20 protein-coding genes and 1 riboswitch are annotated in these 19,836 nt (G+C 38.5%); all 20 genes read left to right on the top strand.

Annotated elements, in window-relative coordinates; translation table 11 throughout:
* Positions 1-217, top strand: a 217-nt coding sequence (locus IV73_RS06665) for a hypothetical protein (RefSeq protein ID WP_201781078.1), incomplete at its 5' end; no start/stop codon positions are given.
* Positions 218-401: 184 nt separating this feature from the next.
* Positions 402-2,702 carry a preprotein translocase subunit SecA gene (locus IV73_RS03195; protein ID WP_057754808.1) on the top strand — a complete coding sequence of 767 codons (2,301 nt, stop codon included), beginning with the start codon at positions 402-404 and terminating at the stop codon, positions 2,700-2,702.
* Positions 2,703-2,737: 35 nt separating this feature from the next.
* Positions 2,738-2,920 carry a hypothetical protein gene (locus IV73_RS03200; protein WP_057754811.1) on the top strand — a complete coding sequence of 61 codons (183 nt, stop codon included), beginning with the start codon at positions 2,738-2,740 and terminating at the stop codon, positions 2,918-2,920.
* 6 nt (positions 2,921-2,926) lie between these two features.
* Positions 2,927-4,348 (top strand): hypothetical protein, encoded by a 1,422-nt coding sequence (locus IV73_RS03205; protein WP_057754814.1) that lies wholly within the window; start codon positions 2,927-2,929, stop codon positions 4,346-4,348.
* A 33-nt stretch (positions 4,349-4,381) separates the two neighbouring features.
* Positions 4,382-5,860: an accessory Sec system protein Asp2 gene (gene asp2 / locus IV73_RS03210; protein ID WP_057754817.1), complete on the top strand. Its 1,479-nt coding sequence runs from the start codon at positions 4,382-4,384 to the stop codon at positions 5,858-5,860.
* Positions 5,861-5,863: 3 nt separating this feature from the next.
* Entirely contained in the window at positions 5,864-6,292 is a 429-nt protein-coding gene (locus IV73_RS03215; RefSeq protein WP_057754820.1) for an accessory Sec system protein Asp3, read from the top strand.
* The gene (locus IV73_RS03220; protein WP_057754822.1) at positions 6,292-7,503 is read left to right on the top strand and encodes a hypothetical protein; all 1,212 of its coding nucleotides are present in this window, start codon (positions 6,292-6,294) and stop codon (positions 7,501-7,503) included. The genes IV73_RS03215 and IV73_RS03220 overlap by 1 nt, the downstream gene beginning before the upstream one ends.
* Positions 7,504-7,700: 197 nt before the next feature.
* A complete protein-coding gene (locus tag IV73_RS03225) occupies positions 7,701-8,420 on the top strand; it encodes a response regulator transcription factor (RefSeq protein ID WP_057754825.1) in 720 nt (239 codons plus the stop codon).
* A gap of 8 nt (positions 8,421-8,428) precedes the next feature.
* Positions 8,429-9,814 carry a sensor histidine kinase gene (locus tag IV73_RS03230; RefSeq protein WP_057754828.1) on the top strand — a complete coding sequence of 462 codons (1,386 nt, stop codon included), beginning with the start codon at positions 8,429-8,431 and terminating at the stop codon, positions 9,812-9,814.
* Between the two features lie 23 nt (positions 9,815-9,837).
* A complete protein-coding gene (udk, locus tag IV73_RS03235) occupies positions 9,838-10,506 on the top strand; it encodes a uridine kinase (protein ID WP_057754831.1) in 669 nt (222 codons plus the stop codon).
* Between the two features lie 2 nt (positions 10,507-10,508).
* Positions 10,509-11,585, top strand: a complete 1,077-nt coding sequence (gene pepA / locus IV73_RS03240) for a glutamyl aminopeptidase (protein WP_057754834.1) — start codon at positions 10,509-10,511, stop codon at positions 11,583-11,585.
* A gap of 2 nt (positions 11,586-11,587) precedes the next feature.
* Positions 11,588-12,232, top strand: coding sequence for a YtpR family tRNA-binding protein (ytpR, locus tag IV73_RS03245; RefSeq protein ID WP_057754837.1), 645 nt, complete (start codon positions 11,588-11,590; stop codon positions 12,230-12,232).
* A 31-nt stretch (positions 12,233-12,263) separates the two neighbouring features.
* The gene (locus tag IV73_RS03250; RefSeq protein ID WP_057754840.1) at positions 12,264-12,542 is read left to right on the top strand and encodes a hypothetical protein; all 279 of its coding nucleotides are present in this window, start codon (positions 12,264-12,266) and stop codon (positions 12,540-12,542) included.
* Positions 12,543-12,555: 13 nt separating this feature from the next.
* Positions 12,556-13,899 carry a UDP-N-acetylmuramate--L-alanine ligase gene (gene murC, locus IV73_RS03255; protein WP_057754843.1) on the top strand — a complete coding sequence of 448 codons (1,344 nt, stop codon included), beginning with the start codon at positions 12,556-12,558 and terminating at the stop codon, positions 13,897-13,899.
* A gap of 65 nt (positions 13,900-13,964) precedes the next feature.
* The gene (locus IV73_RS03260) at positions 13,965-14,681 is read left to right on the top strand and encodes a Bax inhibitor-1/YccA family protein (RefSeq protein ID WP_057754846.1); all 717 of its coding nucleotides are present in this window, start codon (positions 13,965-13,967) and stop codon (positions 14,679-14,681) included.
* Positions 14,682-14,760: 79 nt separating this feature from the next.
* A riboswitch (purine riboswitch) is annotated at positions 14,761-14,857 on the top strand.
* Positions 14,858-14,948: 91 nt separating this feature from the next.
* Complete coding sequence (locus IV73_RS03265) at positions 14,949-16,253, top strand: nucleobase:cation symporter-2 family protein (RefSeq protein WP_057754849.1); 1,305 nt, start codon at positions 14,949-14,951, stop codon at positions 16,251-16,253.
* 121 nt (positions 16,254-16,374) lie between these two features.
* On the top strand, positions 16,375-17,001 hold the full coding sequence (locus IV73_RS03270; RefSeq protein ID WP_057754853.1) for an NAD(P)H-binding protein: 627 nt from the start codon (positions 16,375-16,377) through the stop codon (positions 16,999-17,001).
* Between the two features lie 119 nt (positions 17,002-17,120).
* On the top strand, positions 17,121-17,561 hold the full coding sequence (locus tag IV73_RS03275; protein ID WP_057754855.1) for a hypothetical protein: 441 nt from the start codon (positions 17,121-17,123) through the stop codon (positions 17,559-17,561).
* Positions 17,562-17,822: 261 nt separating this feature from the next.
* Positions 17,823-19,001: a thiolase family protein gene (locus IV73_RS03280; protein ID WP_057754858.1), complete on the top strand. Its 1,179-nt coding sequence runs from the start codon at positions 17,823-17,825 to the stop codon at positions 18,999-19,001.
* Positions 19,002-19,099: 98 nt separating this feature from the next.
* The gene (locus IV73_RS03285) at positions 19,100-19,828 is read left to right on the top strand and encodes an EAL domain-containing protein (protein WP_057754861.1); all 729 of its coding nucleotides are present in this window, start codon (positions 19,100-19,102) and stop codon (positions 19,826-19,828) included.
* Positions 19,829-19,836: the final 8 nt, after the last annotated feature.

The raw sequence follows: 19,836 nt of genomic DNA on the forward strand, positions 1-19,836 counted from the left end.
TCAGAGAGCGATTCAAAGTCGATTAGCGATTCAGAATCAGACTCAAAGTCAATCAGCAATTCAGAGAGCTACTCAAAGTCAATCAGTGATTCAGAGAGTGATTCAAAGTCAATCAGCGATTCAGAGAGCGACTCAAAGTCGATTAGTGATTCGGAGTCAGACTCGAAGTCGATTAGCGACTCAGATTCAAACAATTATTTACCAGAGACAGATGTGATTCAAAAACATGAAGTAAATAATTTAAAAGCTTTCAGTGCATTATTACTTGGTTTGTTGCCAATATATAAAAAGGCTCGACGTAAAAACCGAGAATAATAATCTCATCAGTCAGTAATAGAAATTACTCTATTGCTGACTGATACATAGTACAGATATTAAAAACATAAGTAAGGAGCATGGATATGGTCTCTAAAAAAAGGGTAAATTTAATTGTGCAACAGCGTAAAACTTTAGAAAAATTACCAAAGAAAATATTATTAGAAAAAGTTCAAAAACTTAAAATAGCGAAAGAAGATTCCAGCTCATATACTAAGCAAATTGATACAGCGACCGCATTAATTTGTGAGCTACTTCGACGAGAATTAGGTATTATCCCATATTGGACCCAAATTTTAGCAGCTTTGGAAATGCTAGATAATAATATTGTTGAAATGGCAACGGGTGAAGGGAAAACGATCACAGCTATTATTACGATGTTTTTATTTGTCATAAATCAACGACAGGTGATACTATTTACGCAAAATGATTATTTAGCCCAGCGTGATTATGAATATTCTAAATCTTTATTTCAGCTTATTGGAATTGATACAGCAGTGGTACATCCATTGGAAGAAACAGCTAACAAGTCGAATTATGTTGATTTGGTCAATGAACGACAAAATTTATATGATGCTCATATCGTATATACAACAAGCTCTGTGTTTGGCTTTGATTATTTACAAGCTAATTTAGTTAGCTTAGAAGAAGAACGTTTAAAATTTAAATTTGACGTTGCTTTAATTGATGAAGTTGATTCTATTTTATTGGATAGCGCCAGAACGCCGTTAGTGATTTCAGGTGGTGATAAAAAACAATCGAATTATTTTAAAATTGCTAATCGGTTTGTGCGATTATTAGCTGAAAATGAACACTATGAATTAGATTTGATGCGTGGATCGGTCTGGCTCACATATGAAGGTATTAAGTACGCTGAACGATTTTATCGAGTGAAGCATCTATTTACGGCTGAAAATGTAGCAATTGTAAAGCATATTTTGTTGGCTTTGCGTGCTAATTATCTCTTCAATGAAGGTGAAGATTATGTATTAGAGGAGGGGGAAGTTAAGTTACTGGACGTAACAAGTGGGCGCATTATGAAAAATTCCATTTTAGAAAATGGATTACATCAAGCTATTGAAGCCAAGGAAAACGTTAAGATAACGAAAGAGAATCGAACTTTAGCCAGCATTACGTTACAAAATATGTTTAGGAAATTCAGTAAAATTACTGGAATGACAGGGACGGCTAGAACAAGTCGAGAGGAATTTATTAGTCTATACAATTTAAAGGTAAAAACCATTCCACACTATAAGAAAAACATACGAAAAGACCTTCCAGATCAAGTCTATCCCAGTTTGAGGACTAAATATCAAGCTATTGAAAATCGTGTTTTAGAGTTACAGAGACAAGGAAGAGCTGTACTACTAATCACTGAATCAATTACTTCAGCGGAAATTTATTCTCAATTATTTTGGGCTAAGAATATAGAGCATTCATTATTAACGGCTTCACAGAATGCGAAAGAGGCCGATATTATTGCGCTAGCCGGAATGAGCAATAATATCACAATTGCTACAATTATTGCCGGACGTGGAACTGATATTCGTGTGTCGGAAGCTGTGAACAGGCATGGGGGCCTAGCTGTGGTAGCAACTGAACATTTTGAGACTAAACGAATTGATAATCAAGTGCGGGGACGTACTGCGAGACAAGGGGACCCTGGAACATCAGAATTTTATATTTCTTTAGAAGATAAAATTTTTGAAAAATACCCACAAAAACGTATTATGAAATTAATGCAAGAGGATAATAAAAATTTAAGCAAAATTAATCAAAGCTACCTTAAACGTTTAGTTCGTAAAATTCAAAAGCAAAATGAAGATACTGGTTATCGGGAACGTTTCAATGCATTAGAAATGGACGAGACATTACGGATTCAACGGGAAATGATGTATTCTTACCGGATCCAAATTATGCAAAATCCCTTGCAGTCTTCCACTAAATTAGGTGATCAATTACTTGCTATCGTGAGAAAGATAGATAAAAATGGGATGGGACCTACTTCAGAACGTCTAGTGCTAGATTATTTAAATGAAAATTATCAGTTACATTCGACAGTGAATTATCAAGCAGAAATCGAAAAGCGTTTCCGACAATTAGACACGTTATTTAATCATTCTGATGAATTATTAGGAATTTTTACAAAACAGGCGCTGTTAAAGGCAGTTGATACAGAGTGGGCTTATCATTTAGAGCGAATGCAAAAATTAAATACGATGGTAGAAAAACGGGTGACGATTCAAAAAGATCCGGTGAAAGAATATCAGGCTTTAGGTCATCAACTTTTTGAGGATTATCGGCAAAATATTCAAACAGCTTTTTTGAAAAATTTTATGTTGTCACGAGTTAAGGTTAACCGAGAATTACAAATCACTTTTCCATAAAAGAGACAAAAGGTAATGGAGGCGGGATTAAAAGTATGAGTAGTAAGCGTAATTTTAATGAAGGTTTGGAACAGTTATCTCAGTTAGGAAATCAACGTTTGTATAAACGTCCAAAGAAAAAGAATATCAATTTAATGGTAGGGAGTGTCACCGCCTTGATGTGTTTAGTAGTTTTAATTGGGATTGTTAGAACGCTATTTTTAATTTGGACGAGGTAGATAGATATGGAAAATGCTAAAAATAGCGCGATCTTATTAGGCGATAACGCCCAAAAAGATTCGATGTTTAAATTGTCTGATGTTCTTTTGGATACAATGGACCAATTTGATATTTATACCTTAAACTTTGACTTGTTTGAAAATGTTAAATTAATTAAGCATGGGTTACATCCCCAGCAGTTAAATTCATTTTTTACAGCGATGACTAACTTTGATCAAAAAGAGTTTAGTGTATATAATTTTTCTGATTTTCCATTTAATAAAAATTACCGAGAAATTTTATTGGATGATATCATGCTGATTCTAAGACCGGATAATACGCGAATTTTCGAAATTAATTACCAACGAGAATATGGTTTAATTGATCAGGTCCGAACGTATGATAAAGATGAAAATTTAATCGAGATTACTTATATAAATGATCGTGGTTATTTTGCAGCCCGGTTAACTCACAAAGCACCAAATCAGTACCAAATCATTTATTTTACAGCTGATCAAACGAATAATTTACGGATCAACATCAACTCCATGCAGCCTATTGAGACAGTCGCACAAGATTATTTAAGTAGTGATGGTAAATTCATTGATTTAAAAGGGGAATGGTTGTTATTCCAGTTGCAGCTCCGTCAAGTAGAACGTCTATTAGTAGTTGTGAACGATCAAAATCTGCAAGCTTTAAAATATTTACAGCAAAAGCAGCTGGATCTCGAAATTGACCTGCTTTTTGAAACAGGTGAGATTGTACAGATTAACCAAATTGAGACATTGACTGATATTTTATCCGCAGCTGACCAGGTTATAACAGATGGTACGGTAAGCGCCAATTTTGTACAGAAATATTTTCCTAAAGCAGCTACCAATGAAAAAATTTATAAGTATTACCCAGTAAGTTGGGATATTAAACCAGGTAGTTTTATGAAATATAATGTAGATTATATTGGTGTAAATGCTGAGCATTTGACCATTGAACAATTACGGATGTTATTTCCAGGAATGTTAACTTTTATTGATCAAAATCCGCAGACTATTTTTTTACTGTATAGTTTTAACCAAGCTAAGTTGAACGAGTTAAAACAAGTAACTTTAACTTTATTGAACGGGCAAAAAGCTGATTATTTCCAAAAACACTTTGCATTTGAACGTTTTATTGAGCAAACTGATGTTTATCAAATTTTAAGTAAGTTAAAACTGAATGTTGATTTTAATGAACAAGCATCTGAAATTATTACGTATGTTAGTGCTAGTTATGGAAGCGTTCAATTTACGGTTAACGAGTTTGACTTCTTATCAATTGGAAAAAACAATTGGTTAATTGACGATGTACAAGGCGTTTTTCAGCTGATGAATCAAATTTTAAATGATTTATCGCTATTAAATCGGAGTATTTATTTAGCCACTTTATTAAGCCAAAAAATTTGGCAAACTTAGTAGAAAGAATAATTATCATTTGGAGTAATAGAAATGCCACAAAAAGATACAAGGGTTACAGTATTACAAATTGGTGAGCAAAATTGGTTTTCAAAAGGAGAGACTGAAAACTTTCGATGGAGTTTTGTTCACAGTGCAGATACTGAATTAGATGCAGAAACGTTATTACCAGGCTTTTTATTTGATGCAATAATTATTACCGGTCAATTAAGTTTTGGACGTTATCTACAATTGAATAAATTTTTAAGTGCATATCGTATTTTTTTGGTTGAGCAGCAAAGTGGTCCCATTTTAAAAATGTTGAGAAGTAAGCAATATATAGATGCTAGCCAATGGCCTAAGCAACGCTTGTTAGCGTTGATTTCTGAAAATTTCTATATGAAACAAATGGGAACCAAGATGGACATGCGAGTGGTGAAGCCAGTGTTGAACGAACAAAGCACCGCTAAACAGTTTGGGAATAGTCATTGGGAATTTAATTTAGTTCAAGACGATCATGATCCAAATATGATTATGTGGTCTGATTTACGCTTGGTTAGTACATACGATTTTGATATGTGGATGGAATTTGAAAAAACATCTAACCTGCAAATGGAATTAGAAATAACCCATATTTCAGCGCCGACCAGTAAAATTTTGTACACAGAAAGGCTCAGCGAAAAAGATTTAAAGCAAGGGGTTATGATTCATAAAACCGATGAATGGCAATACTTAGCGTTTAAGTTAGTTTTGCACGGTTCGGGAGTTTTGAACTTAGGTAATTTTCATTTCCGAAAAACCCGACATGAATTTGGGACGATGTTGCCTGGCGGCGAACGCCTAATAGATGCGCAACGAAAAGAATTATTCGTATATTTCGATTCAGGTAATCTGAAGCCACCGTTGAATATTTATTTTGCTGGTTATCGAACCAATGAAGGTTTTGAAGGTTACCCGATGATGAAAAATTTGCAGCATCCCTTTATTTTAGTATCTGACCCGCGGTTAGAAGGGGGAGAATTCTATTTATCTGATCAGCAAGAATTAGAGGGCCAGTTGGTAGATTACATTAAGCGTAAATTAGCATGGTTAAAATTTAAGGAGGACGATTTAAATTTGTTAGGACTATCAATGGGAACGACTGGTGCATTATATTATGCGACTTTATTACCAGCGAGAAATGTCATTATTGGTAAACCTTTAATTAATTTAGAGTATGTTGCTACGGCTGGTCGAAATCAGCGACCTGATGATTTTTTGACGGCATATGATTTAGTAGAAGATTTGAAAGCGGATACGTTAGCTCGTCCACTGATAACGGCGGATGATTTAAAAAATCCATCGACTAATTTTTATATTATTTATATGGATCAAGATGATTATGATAATACTGCCATGCAGTTATTGTTAGATAATTTAGGCCCCGATGTCAAAATTGTTCAAAAAGGTTTCGAAGGGCGGCATAATGATAATACGGGACGTGTCGTTGAATGGTTTCTCATTTATATTAATGAAATTTTGGAAAGGTGGTAAAATTTGACGATTAGATTGAAGATTAATGATAATTTAACTAAAGATGCAATTTATGGAGCGCAAATCGTGCAAACCAATAATGGTGTGGAATATCGTAATGCATATTTGCCGTCCGGGTATGCCATAGCCACTTGGGGAAATGGACAGAAGCGTAATCACAAGCAAAATGGATTACCATTGCTTTTTCCGGGGAATACTTATCAGATTACGCTAGAAGCTAACTTTGAACCAAGCGAATCAATTTTATTAAAAATAATTTTATATCACGGTGTTGAACAGCGCGAAATTATAATTTCGATTAAAGAAAGTACAGTCACGTTCCCCGTAGACTATCATTTTGATTCTGTACAATTTGAATTAGTCAATGTCAGTAATGAATTTTTAATGTTTAAAGATATTATAATTCAAGAAATTAATGAAGAGATAGTATGATGAAATATATAAGTAGAGAAGCCCGAAAACAAACTTATCAGGAACTTTTTTCACGGATTATTTATACCTTGATTATTATTGGAGTGTTTTTAATTGGCCAAAACATTCCGTTATTAGGGGTGCAATTGGATGACCATTTAAATAGTATTTTACCATCCGGCTCATTTTTAGCATTGGGGATGACGCCTTGGATGACCACTTTGATTTTATGGCGGATTGTATATATGGGTGATCGTGCACGTTATCGCTTGGTGTCTCAACAAAAAGATCATGTGTTGCGTTCGATGCTGTTGTTTTTAATTGCGAGTTTGCAAGCGGTGGGGATGTTAGTCCAATTAGATGCATTAAAAATATTACCCATTACTTCTTATCGTTCAACTACTTTTTTGACCAACCTTTGTATTTTAATTACGGGTGCTTTTTTGACGATGTGGCTAGCACAATTAATTATGCAAAAGGGCTTAGGTGGGAATAGTATTTTAGTGGCGATTACGATTATGCAAAGTTATTGGCCAAATTTTTCGATGTTTTTTAGTAAAAATTTTCATAGTGGTTGGGGTGGCTTTACAATTTTAATATTGGGATTGTTAATTTTCATCTGGATCATTGTATATTTATTTAACAGTGAATATCACATTCCATACTATCAAGTTAATCATGCCAAACGTTTAGATCAGTTTTCTTACTTACCCATCCGCTTGATTCCAGCGTTGGGATTACCCTTTATGTATGCCGTTTCACTATTCACATTTACTAAATATATTGGCATTCTATTAGCTGTTCTCTTTCATAATCAGACCTTAATGCATATGAGCGATAACATTGATATTTATTCGGCGACTGGGAATTTGTTCTTACTTGTCCTTATTTTTGTTATTTCAATTGGGTTTGCCTTTTTCAATGTTGATACCCAAAAGCTCGCTGATGATATGGAAAAGGGGGGTGACTTCATTGAAAACGTTAATACTGGGCGTGCGACGCAACGATATTTGAATCGCCACTTATTGGTTTTGGCGGTTGTTGGAGCGGCAATTAGTGTGTTAATCACCGTGGTTCCAATGTTATTAAACAATATTTTCCATATGTTAAATGCAGCACGCATTGGAACATTAGGCGGAGCATTGTTAATGTTAATGTCAATTTATGTACAAGGAATCGACCAATGGAATGCAATTAAACAAAAGTATCAGTATACATTAAACAATCTATAAACTTAAAATCTTAAAATTAAGAATTGATTTAGGTGGATCTAAACCGCCTAGGGTCGATTCTTTTTATTTGTTTAATTCTTTTTGGGAAAAATATATAAAAGCTATTAAATTTTAGTTGAATAGGGCTAAAACTCTGTTAAGGCCGGTGATTTATTGGTAAAATAATGTTAATCGTGCTTAAGGAGGAACTCATAGGCATGGCCAAAATATTAGTGGTAGATGATGAACCGGCAATTCTAACCTTACTTAAATATAATCTAGAACAAAATCAATTTGAAGTCGTTACTGCGATCGATGGCGAATCAGCGTTAGATCAGATGCGGCAACAAAATTTTGATGTTATGATTTTAGATATTATGTTGCCTAAAATTAGTGGCATTGGGTTGACGCAGCACTTGCGCGCACAAAATGATTTGACTCCTATTTTAATGCTGACTGCACTTGATAGTGAAAATGATACAATTCAAGGCTTGGAAGCGGGGGCAGATGATTATTTGCCAAAACCTTTTAAAACCCGCGAATTGATTGCCCGGGTGCGTGCATTATTAAGACGGACGAAAGACGCGGAAGTTTCAAAGCAGCATGCAGAAATGACAGTTACGCAATGGTTGACAGTGGGTAATTTAAAAATAGATGTTAAGCAACAGCTGGTTTATAAAAAAAATCAGTTATTGCGGTTAACACCGAAAGAATTAGCCCTATTAATTTATATGGTTGAGCATGCTAATCTGGTTTTGAGTCGGACAGAAATTGCGCGAGGCGCTTGGGGAATTCAAGTAGATGGTTTAGATACACGGATGATTGATATGCATGTTGCGAATTTACGTGATAAATTAGAGGAACAGCCGAAAACCCCAAAAATTTTAAAAACGGTACGTGGCGTTGGGTATCGTTTTGAGATGAAAAATGAGAAATGAGATCAATAATGCAATATATCAAGCAATTCGGTCGCTGGTGGATCTTGACTGGTGGACTACCGGCTATCATTTGGATAATTTTTAACCCCCTTCTACCGACCATGCGTTGGACTGGGACAGGCGTATTAGTCGGAACGACAATGCTCTTAGCGTTTATATTGACGGTTTACGAACTTCGTAGAAATCAAGAGTTGGAGCGCTTTAATCGCCAGATGCAAAAAGCGATACAGGTGAAACCACAATCACAATCTGCCCCACATGGGATTCTTTTACCGCCCAATCATCCGTTAGCCGCGTTAGCTTATTCGATTAACACTTTTCAAACTGAGCTTCAAGCAACGGTTCAGGAATCCCAGCATATGGAAAAAGTTTTGCAGACATTTTGGGAAAATGCGCCGGTGGGGATGTTAGAAATTAGTGGGAAACGAGAAATCGTTAATATAAATCGACAAGCTGCTCAATTATTAGGACTTTCTTTAACGGTCAAGGGTAAGTCTTTTGATGATGTGATAACGCAGCATAATTTAATGTTGCAGATAGAACAAGCATTAAATCAAACTGGTGGGTTTCAACAACAAATGCGCTGGGAGGCTGCCAATCAGGTGCATGATGTTGAAGTACAAATGCAACAACAGATTATCAGCGAACATGATACAGTTTTATTGGTCTTTTTGTACGACGTGACAGAGTTAATTCAGATGCAACAAATGCAGAGTCAATTTTTAGGTGACGCTTCACATGAGTTAAAAACCCCCTTAACTTCAATTATTGGTTTTACTAGTACCTTATTAGATGGTGCGGATGATGATCCCAAGGTGCGGCGAGAATTCTTAACGATTATTAATCAAGAGGCGCAACGATTGCTGTCTTTAACTCACGATATTTTGGCGCTTATCAAAACGGATACACAAGGCCAGTCACCTCAGGCCATGCAACAAATTGATTTTGGTACGCTGGTGCAAGACATTTTAGCGGAACAAAGGACGCGCTTACAAACGTTACATTTAAAGGTGGATGTTGATGTGCCGACTAAATTAGTTGCATTACCCTTTAATGGTCCTCCGCTACGTCAGATTATTAGTAATTTAATTTCAAATGCGGTTAAATATAATGTTCCTGGTGGAGCAATACGCGTAAAATTAACGGTACAGACACAATGGTTGGTGATGCAAGTGGCTGATACTGGAATTGGAATTTCTAGTGGAGAGCAAAAGTTGATTTTTAATCGCTTTTATCGAATCGATAAGGCGCGTAATCATAAGATTCCGGGGACCGGCTTAGGCTTAGCGATTGTTCATGATTTGGTCCAGCAATTGGACGGACAGATTACATTAAGAAGCCAAGTTGGGGTCGGAACGACAATTGACGTGCGCTTGCCACTACGGATAAAATGAATGATAGTGATAAGGAGAGAATGATGGGAGTAAAGCGGCCAGTAATTATTGGAGTATCCGGAGGATCGGGATCAGGTAAAACGACGGTGAGCTGGGAAATTATGGAACATCTAGCTGGTGAATCAGTGATCATGTTAACACAAGATGCATATTATAAGGATCAATCCGATATGTCGATGGATGAGCGTAAACAAGTTAATTATGACCATCCCGATGCATTTGATACAGAATTATTAGTTAAGCAGTTAAAGCAATTAGTGCAGTATCAGGCCATTAAAAAGCCCGTGTATGATTATGTGGAGTATACCCGATCAAGTGAAACAGTCTTAGTGGAGCCCGCAGACGTGATTATCGTTGAAGGGGTTTTGTTGTTTGTGGACCCTGAATTGCGGTCAATGTTTGATATTAAAGTCTACGTTGATACCGATGATGATATTCGATTTATTCGGCGCATGCAACGCGATATCGTGGACCGGGGGCGTTCGGTTGATTCTGTGATTGAACAATACTTAGCAACCGTTAAGCCGATGTTCCATCGATTTGTCGAGCCAACCAAGCGTTACGCAGACGTGATTGTACCAGAAGGTGGACAAAATCAAATTGCGATTAATATGATGGAAGCGCAAATTCGTGATATTTTAAACCCTCAGCGCCATGAAAATAACATGAATGACGAAAGAAAGAGGGTATAAAAATGAATGAAGAACAATGGGATCGGGTAGTTAAGTACACAGAATTACAAGGAACGTCTGGACAAGAAAATTTAGTTCGGGCAGCCTTTCGAGAAGATTTAACACCATTAGTAGATGAAATTGTTCAAAACGGTCTCGGCGGGTTATACGGTTTGATTAAGCATCATGATTCTAACGCTCCGCGCGTTATGTTTGGCGCTCATTTTGATGAAGTGGGATTTATTGTGAAGCGGATTACGCCACGAGGTTTGCTAGAAGTTAAAGCGTTAGGCGGTTGGAACCAAACGGTAGTCAGTGCGCAGCGCTTTACCTTGTTTACTAGACATCATGAATATCCAGTTGTTTCATCTTCAGCTGCTCCACACTTGTTGCGAGGTCAAAGTGGTGAACCGAAAGTACCAACTTTGGACCAAATTTTATTTGATGGAGGCTTTACCTCGGATGCTCAAGCAGAAGAGTTTGGGGTTTACCCCGGTGATTTTATTGTGCCTGATGTTAAGACGGTGCGTATGGCAAATCATAACCGAGTAGTCTCAAAGAGTTGGGACAACCGCTTTGGGATTGTTACCATTTTAGACGTCTTAGAACGTCTCCAGAATCAAACAATCCCGAATACGTTAATGATGGGTGCCAATGTGCAAGAAGAAGTGGGCTTGCGCGGAGTGGGACCAGCTGTGCATCAGCTACAACCAGATTTGTTCTTCGGGTTAGATAGCTCAACGGCGGATGATTTAACGACCGCAATAGGGCAAGGGCAATTGGATCACGGAGCCATTTTACGGGTGGTTGACCCAGGGGTGATTATGCCTCGGCGGCTGAAAGAATTTATTTTAGACATGGCCAGCGATGAGCATATCCCATTGCAGTATTTTGTGCCAAATGGTGGTACGGATGCGGCTGGCGCACAGTCTCAAAACAATGGAATTCCGGCTGTTACTTTGGGAGTAGCTTCACGCTACATTCATACCCACCAGACAGTCTGGTCAATTTCTGATTTTCAAGCGGCAGAGCAATTAGTAGAAAAGTTAATTTTGAATTTAGATGCAAGTACAGTCAATGATATTATTTATGGAGATTAAAAATGTTAATTACAAGTTATAATTCAGCCGCTTTAGGTGATGTTTTAATTGCAATGGTCGCCCCATCGAATCGCACTGACCAAGCCGAAAGTCGCGGTGACATTACCGTTATTACCCAACCGGATGGAACATTAGTTGGGGTGAACTTTTTAGCGATTTCTAAAATTTTGGATGTGACTGAGTGGTCAGCGGGGCAAATTCAATTGGACGTTAAGCAAGTCGCACAGCTCAATCAGGCCTTACAAGTACAAGGCTTTAAGGTTAGTTTAGAAGCTGATTTAACACCAAAGTTTGTGGTGGGTTATGTTGAGTCAGCGACTAAGCATCCTGATTCCGATCATCTACAAGTAACGACTACACGGATTGGTAATGATCAAACGGTACAAATCGTCTCAGGTTCACCTAATATGCAAGCAGGCCTTAAAGTGGTTGTCGCCTTGGTGGGGGCCATGATGCCTTCTGGATTGGTAATTTGGCCTGGAGCTCTGCGTGGAGTTGCATCAGATGGTATGATTGTCTCGGGTCGTGAATTAAGGTTGCCAAATGCACCACAAGCCAAAGGCGCCTTGGTTTTACCAGACGATTTTGCACCAGTCGGAACCGCTTTTGATGTTAATTCCAACGCCGCTCAGCACCTCTTTGATTAGGCTTTGACAAATGATAGGAGGAAAGATGTAGATGTTAGAGCGACCGGTTTTACGGTATCATGAATATTATCCTAACTATGATGGCGTTTTGCAGCAACTATTAAGTGCAAAGCGGGCGCGGGGTTATATTCAATTGGCTGATCCTTTAAATAATCAGGCAACTCATGAAAAGGCAACTAAAACGAATGGGCATGGTAAAGCTAGAAAAGCGTCTACCCAGCCACAAGGAATTAATTTGGAGGCCATTGTTTTAGAGGAAAATGCGGTGTCAGATAAAAATCCATCGCATTATTTTACAAAAAATCAATAAGAGGATCAAAAGTATGGACAAAAATAAGACATATTATTTTATTGGAATTAAAGGTTCCGGAATGAGCTCACTAGCGTTAATTTTACAGGACCAAGGTTATCAAGTGGCGGGTTCTGATATTGATGAATATACCTTTACCCAAAAGCCATTGGAACAAGCGGAAATTCCGATTTACCAATTTGATGCCAATAATATTCAGCCGGGGATGGTAATTATTCGTGGAAATGCCTTTGAAGACGACCAAGTTGAAGTGGCTGCGGCCTTAGCCCTCGAAGATGCGGTGACAGTTTTGACTTACCCGGAAATTGTTGAGCAGTTAATTCAGCAATATACTTCTGTTGGAGTAGCTGGAGCGCATGGTAAAACGTCAACAACTGGTTTGCTGGCCCACGTATTATCAGGAATTTCGCCGACGTCATATTTAATCGGGGATGGGACGGGAAAGGGGGTCCCCGATGCCCGCTTCTTTGCCTTTGAAGCGGATGAATATCGGCGGCATTTTAAAGATTACACACCTGATTATGCAATCATGACCAATATTGATTTTGATCACCCAGATTATTATCACGATATTAACGATGTCTTTGATGCTTTTGACGATTTTGGACATAATGTGCAAAAGGGAATTTTTGCGTGGGGTGATGATCCGATGCTGCGGAAGTTAACCACTGATACACCGGTTTATTATTATGGTGTCGATGCTGATAAAGATGATTTTGTGGCGGAAAATATTAAGCGTTCGACACAAGGTTCAAGTTTTGATGCCTACTTTAAGGGTGAATTGTTAGGTAATTTTAAAGTGCCATTGTTTGGTAAGCATGGAATTTTGAATGCTTTGGCTGTCATTGCGGTGGCCTATGTCGAAGAGATTGATTTGACGCTGTTACAAAAGGAATTGATGAGTTTCCAAGGGGTTAAGCGGCGGTTTACTGAAAAGATGGTCGGGGATGTTACGATTATTGACGATTATGCGCATCATCCTTCAGAAATACAAGCGACCTTAGATGCGGCGCGCCAAAAATTCCCTGGGCGACAACTGATTGCAGTTTTCCAGCCACATACTTTTTCACGGACGATTGCGTACTTGGATGAGTTTGCACAGTCCCTTGATTTAGCTGACCAAGTTTACTTAACTGAAATCTTTGCATCAGCGCGGGAAAAACAAGGAAATATTTCATCTGGCGATTTGGGAGCCAAGATTAATAAATTCGGCGGTATTATTTCACCTGAAAATGTGGCGCCTTTGATGCAATATGATCAAGCCCCTGTGGTAGTTTTCATGGGAGCTGGAGATGTCCAAAATACAGAATTTGCTTATGAAAAGATTTTGGCCAATACGACGATGAATCTCCAATAGCCTTGGTTTATTTTAAGCTTGTTATGCTATAGTGGTATCTAACAAAAAAGAAGGAGAGATTGAGAATGGATAATTTAAATTCACGACAAACGCGAATAATTAATCCGGATCGTTCAGGATTAAATTCGTTTTTCTTAAAAGTATATAGTTATATGGGGATGGCCTTGTTGTTAACATCCTTAACAACCTTTGTATGTGTAACTATGTTCCCCATGCAAACGTTAGCCTTAACGAGCAATCTAGTGACTACTTTGATTTTGTTTGCGGTATTAATGGGTATCGTGTGGGTTGCTTCACGTTCAGCCATGCAAAATCCAGCCAAGGCCTTTGGGCTAATGATGGCTTATAGTATTGTTATGGGGCTTTTCTTTACTAGCCTCGTAATGTTTTTACAACCTAAATCAATTATTTTGGCCTTCATTACTACGGCGGCGTTGTTCGCTGGAATGGCTTTGTACGGGGTGACGACTAAACGCGATATGTCAAAATTGGGGACGATTCTATTTGGAGCCGTCTTTGCATTGATTATCGGTGGTCTTTTGAACCTCTTTATGGGTGGAACAATTTTGTATCTAGGTCTGTCGGTTATTGGTGTAATTGTCTTTGCGATTATTACCGCCTATGATATGAATAACTTAAAGAAAATGTATGTTCAAGTCGCCGGTAGTGCGCAGGCAGAGCAAGGTGTCGCTGTAATGGGGGCGTTGAACCTGTACATTGACTTCATTAACTTATTTACGTACATTTTACGGTTATTTGCCTTTTCTTCGAATAATAATTAAGTTAACCCAAAAGGATCATTCTTGGAATGGTCCTTTTTTCTATGCTTGCTAATCAGTTGTAGGTTCGGTACAATGGTAAAAAAATAAATTGTGAATGTTTAGTATAATCATTGGAGAATGGCTGATGAGTTTCTACCCGCACCAAAGCGCGGACTACTAAATGATTTTTAAACACACCCATTCTTTTGTATGGGTGTGTTTTTATCTTTGAGAGCGGAATTGGCTTAATTTGATGAAATCCTAGGCATTCAGGATAAGGAGCTTTTCATGAAGCCAGAGTCAAAATCAGTCAATTTTTTCCAAACCACCCTTTTAGGTCTTCAGCATGTATTAGCAATGTATGCCGGTGGGGTGTTAGTCCCCTTGTTAATTGGTGCCGCGTTGCACTTTACACCACAGCAAATGACTTACTTAATCTCAGTTGATATCTTTATGACTGGGATTGGGACGTTATTACAGTTAAAGACCACGCGTATAACGGGAATTGCGATGCCAGTGGTTTTAGGATCAGCGATTCAATCAGTCACGCCTTTGATTAATATTGGCGGGACTTTGGGCGTCGGTGCGATGTATGGAGCGACCATTGTAGCGGGAATTTTCGTTTTCTTGATTGCAGGGATGTTTGCACGTTTAAAGGATTACTTTCCACCAGTTGTGACGGGTGCTTTGATTACGGTCATAGGGTTATCATTGATTCCTGTAGCAGTGGCAAAAATTGGTGGGGATGGTGCAGTGACCGCCTCCAATTTCGGCAATTTGACTGCTTTGTCCATTGCGGGTGTGACTATCTTAACGATTATGATTTTAAATATCTGGGCGCGAGGTTTTATCAAGTCAATTGCCTTGTTATGGGGAATTATTGTTGGGACTGGATATGCTGCTTGTTTAGGTCAAGTTTCGATTGATGCCGTACTGACAGCCAGCTGGTTTCATTTACCACGTCCTTTCTTTATGGGCGTGCCGACTTTTCATCTAGCTTCTAGTCTTACGATGATGATTATCGCATTAACATCGCTGATTGAATCAACGGGAGTTTATTTTGCGGTGGCTGAGTTAACTGGAACGGACTTAACGGAGAAACGTTTAGCCAAAGGTTATCGAGCAGAGGGACTTGCCGTCATCCTCTCTGGAATCTTTAATACGTTTCCTTATTCAACGTTTTCACAAAATGTGGGAGTTGTACAGCTGTCCGGAGTACGCTCAAAGAAACCCATTTATGCGGCGGCTGGCTTATTAATTCTAATTGGGATGTTGCCTAAGTTTGGGGCGTTGGCAACCATTATTCCAGCACCAGCGTTAGGCGGAGCCATGTTAATTTTGTTTGGAAATATTGGGGTTCAGGGGATGATGATTATGCATACCGTCGATTTTACACAAGAACGTAATTTAATGATTGCGGCGGTGGCAATTGGTGCTGGTTTAGGTGTGGCAACTTATCCGCAAATTTTCCAACATCTGCCAATGCTTGTTAAAATTGTGGTTCAAAATGCTGTGGTGGTGACCGCTGTATTGGCGGTGGGATTGAACGTTTTATTACCCGGGCGTTCAGACACAAAAACAAAACCAAATTAATGGCCTTGGGAAGCGGCAACTTTGATAAATGAGACTTGCATAACCCGCTTGACTTTCTGGGCAAATAAGCCTATCTTAAAAGCGTTTAGAGAAAGCAATATGAACATTATGGAGGCAAGGTATGCAAATATTAATTGTTGGTGCTAGTGGACGTGTGGGACACAATTTGTCACGGATTTTAGCCCAAGCTGGACATCAAGTCGTTGGGACACAGAGCCATTTAGGCCCTGCTGATTTGCCGGTCTTAGATTTAATGTATGCAACCGTGGATGAAATTGCACAAAAAATTCAACAGTTAGGTGATTTTAATGCCGTTTATTTTGTAGCGGGATCACGGGGAAAAGCTTTACTACAAGTTGATTTAAATGGGGCGGTAAAGTTAATGACGGCCTTAGAACAATTGGGTATCAAACGATATATTCAATTAAGCTCATATAAAGCGGATCGTCAAGCAGAGTGGGATGGCTATCGCGGTGATTTGACTAATTATCAAATTGCGAAATTCTATGCAGATCGATGGCTTCAAGAAAAGACAGCGTTGGATTATACCATTTTACAGCCGGGTAGCTTAACTGAAGATGATCAAGTAACCGGTGTAGAATTTATGACGAACCAAGCCGGTAAGAATACGATTGCGACGGTTGCTCAAGTCTTAGCTGATTTGTTACAGCATGATAATACTATTCATAAGACGATTACAATGCATCAAGGTGATCAATCAATTGCGGCAGCGTTAGGGCAATTATAGGCTTGATTTCTAATTAATTTTTATAATTTTTAAAATTAAAACGTAAAAGTGACATTTATTAAGTTGGATTTATTGTTGAATTGACATAATAAGCTTATTCCAGAGGAGGAGCTTGGATTATGATCAATCAACAACGAGTGAAACCAAAGCCGAAATTCCAAACGAAAGTATTTATGACTAGTTCGTTAGCTACGGCCGCCATGGCTTTTAACTTTACGGTTAATCAGCCGGTGATAGCTTATGCAACGAGCAGGGCTGATTCAAAGACAGTTACCAAGTCCCTGACAGCGGACCAAATGACTGGAGTAACGCCGGTACAAATGGTGGGACCTTATCATGACCAAGACCATAAACAATCAATTTTATTGAAGGGTGACTTTCAAGCTGGGGACTTGGTTCAAATTATGCTCAATGATGTTGCTTATGTAGGGGTAGTCCCACATAATGGAACGTATCAATTACTTCTACAAATCTTCACACCGGTAACGTTAACGAAAGTAGATGTGGTAGTGGAAGGTCAGATGTATCAAAATCAAGCAGTTCTTGAATCAGAGGGCTAAAATTAAAATAAAGTAATGCATTCTGCAGGTAGTTGGGGATGCATTTTTTAATGGGATTTTTGCAAAAGGAATCATTACGAGCGGAGATATTTGAGCAGACTCTAGTGCATATAGTATAATAGGCAATATGTTTAAACTTTATAGAGTAGGTTATTCAATTAAACAAGCAATTAGGTATGATCAGCGTGGATTTTGTTAGGTGAAAGTCTATAAAGAAGATAAGAATTGATAATCAAGTCTAAAAGTGATGGGGGAATAATCATGGAAAGAGTATTTATTGTGGCAGCAAAACGCACACCTATTGGTAAATTTGGTGGTACTTTGGCACAAGTTCGTTCAGCTGATTTAGGCGCAACGGTGATTCAGTCTGTTTTACAACAAGGTCGTTTACAAGCAGATCAAATTGATCAAGTCTTAATGGGCAATGTTTTGCAAGCGGGTCAGGGTCAAAATCCAGCTCGTCAAGCGGCCCGTCAAGCCGGCTTACCGGTGACTGTACCAGCTATTACCATAAATGATGTCTGTGGGTCCGGTTTGTCGAGTGTCAATTTGGCTGCTTCCTTAATTCAAAGTGGGCAAGCGCAGGTAGTGGTCGCTGGGGGAATGGAAAGTATGTCCCAAGCACCATATGTCCTACCGCAAGCTCGGTTTGGTTACCGTATGGGGGATGGCCAATTAAAAGATACGCTTTTGTCAGATGCTTTGGTAGATGCGAACGGCGGTTTTCATATGGGAATTACGGCCGAAAACGTAGCTAAAACTGATCATATTTCCCGGGCTATGATGGACCAATATGCTTTGGAAAGTCATCAAAAGGCAGTTGCAGCTCAAGTAGCGGGACGGTTTGATGATGAGATTGCGCCGGTGAAATTCACGGATGCTAAAGGCAAGGTGATGCAAGTACAAACTGATCAAGCGCCCCGCGCTGATACGTCGTTAGATAAATTAGCTGCTTTAAAACCTGTTTATCAACAAGATGGAGCAGTGACAGCTGGGAATGCTTCTGGAATTAACGACGGAGCTGCTGCAGTTATTTTAGTGAGTGAGTCAAAATTAAAAGAATTACAACTAACGCCGCTGGCAGAATGGCAAGCTGCCAGTCTGGTGGGGCTTGATCCTGAATTAATGGGCTTAGGAACCTATTACGCCGTGCAAAAGTTATTAGATGATCAACACTTAACCATTGATCAAATTGACACATTTGAACTAAATGAGGCCTTTGCGGCACAGTCGTTGGCAAGTATGCGTCGATTGCAAGTCGACCCTAGTCGGGTGAACCGAAATGGTGGAGCCCTAGCCTTAGGACATCCAGTGGGTGCATCTGGAAGTCGGATTCTAGTTACCTTAATTTATGAAATGCAACGTCAGCATCAAAAAAGCGGAATTGCATCGTTATGCGTCGGAGGCGGAATGGGTGTCGCAGCGCTAATTACAAGGTAAGTTACGGCTATACCTATATTTACAACCTTTTTATTTTAGGTTATAATTATGCAATTAGTTATTAAAAAATATATAAAATGAATAAATGGGGTTTTAAAATGAATGACTTATATTTTGTGGGTCAAAAAATTGTTAATTTAATGGATAAAAATAAAACGGAGTATGAATTATTGCTACGGAGCCATAGTGTCCCTGGGTTCCCAGCCCAAAAATATGCTGAATATATCCAATCTGAAAAAAAGCACAATGAATATTTGGAATTTTTGCAAGATGAAGTGCAGCAAATTTTAGAAATTAATCCAAAGCAACGGTTTGCGCTGAACTTAGATCAACAAGAACTAGAATATGAAGATACGTTCAAAATGTTGGCGGCTATCGATGAAAAGTTGCGCCCCCGTTTAATGATTGAAATCACCGAATTGCCCCCATTGGAACAGAAAACAAAGTATGACACGGCGATTAATATCCAAGCTTTTGAAAGGATTAGTAATTTAGGATATCAGTTGTCTTTGGATGACGTTACGCAGGGGAATAATTCCATTGGAAACCTATTATACGTAGTTCCATATTTGAAACAAATGAAGTGGTCGTATATTCATGTGATTAATAAAGCGACTAAAGAAGAAGTGGAGTACTTAATCCGATTTTTGAATCTAATTGCACAACAATATCATTTGAATTTAGTGATTGAAGGAGTGGAAGACCGGGAAATTTCAGAATGGTTGTTTGATAACAATATCAACAATCAGCAAGGTTATTTATTTGCTAAACCTGCTGGTGTTGAACCAATTGCACTAGTAACTAACCGTTTGGATTTGGCTGATTAAAAATTGGT

The sequence above is a fragment of the Weissella kandleri genome (assembly GCF_001438705.1).
Taxonomy (GTDB): Bacteria; Bacillota; Bacilli; order Lactobacillales; family Lactobacillaceae; genus Weissella; species Weissella kandleri.

Bases quoted from the DNA above. Each gene is read 5' to 3' on its own strand.
- IV73_RS03250 (WP_057754840.1), top strand. From the start codon at position 12,264: ATGTTAGAGCGACCGGTTTTACGGTATCATGAATATTATCCTAACTAT.
- IV73_RS03205 (WP_057754814.1), top strand. From the start codon at position 2,927: ATGGAAAATGCTAAAAATAGCGCGATCTTATTAGGCGATAACGCCCAA.
- IV73_RS03225 (WP_057754825.1), top strand. From the start codon at position 7,701: ATGGCCAAAATATTAGTGGTAGATGATGAACCGGCAATTCTAACCTTA.
- murC (WP_057754843.1), top strand. From the start codon at position 12,556: ATGGACAAAAATAAGACATATTATTTTATTGGAATTAAAGGTTCCGGA.
- pepA (WP_057754834.1), top strand. From the start codon at position 10,509: ATGAATGAAGAACAATGGGATCGGGTAGTTAAGTACACAGAATTACAA.
- IV73_RS03275 (WP_057754855.1), top strand. From the start codon at position 17,121: ATGATCAATCAACAACGAGTGAAACCAAAGCCGAAATTCCAAACGAAA.
- asp2 (WP_057754817.1), top strand. From the start codon at position 4,382: ATGCCACAAAAAGATACAAGGGTTACAGTATTACAAATTGGTGAGCAA.
- udk (WP_057754831.1), top strand. From the start codon at position 9,838: ATGGGAGTAAAGCGGCCAGTAATTATTGGAGTATCCGGAGGATCGGGA.
- IV73_RS03220 (WP_057754822.1), top strand. From the start codon at position 6,292: ATGAAATATATAAGTAGAGAAGCCCGAAAACAAACTTATCAGGAACTT.
- IV73_RS03265 (WP_057754849.1), top strand. From the start codon at position 14,949: ATGAAGCCAGAGTCAAAATCAGTCAATTTTTTCCAAACCACCCTTTTA.
- IV73_RS03285 (WP_057754861.1), top strand. From the start codon at position 19,100: ATGAATGACTTATATTTTGTGGGTCAAAAAATTGTTAATTTAATGGAT.
- IV73_RS03280 (WP_057754858.1), top strand. From the start codon at position 17,823: ATGGAAAGAGTATTTATTGTGGCAGCAAAACGCACACCTATTGGTAAA.
- IV73_RS03195 (WP_057754808.1), top strand. From the start codon at position 402: ATGGTCTCTAAAAAAAGGGTAAATTTAATTGTGCAACAGCGTAAAACT.
- IV73_RS03260 (WP_057754846.1), top strand. From the start codon at position 13,965: ATGGATAATTTAAATTCACGACAAACGCGAATAATTAATCCGGATCGT.
- IV73_RS03230 (WP_057754828.1), top strand. From the start codon at position 8,429: ATGCAATATATCAAGCAATTCGGTCGCTGGTGGATCTTGACTGGTGGA.
- ytpR (WP_057754837.1), top strand. From the start codon at position 11,588: ATGTTAATTACAAGTTATAATTCAGCCGCTTTAGGTGATGTTTTAATT.
- IV73_RS03200 (WP_057754811.1), top strand. From the start codon at position 2,738: ATGAGTAGTAAGCGTAATTTTAATGAAGGTTTGGAACAGTTATCTCAG.
- IV73_RS03270 (WP_057754853.1), top strand. From the start codon at position 16,375: ATGCAAATATTAATTGTTGGTGCTAGTGGACGTGTGGGACACAATTTG.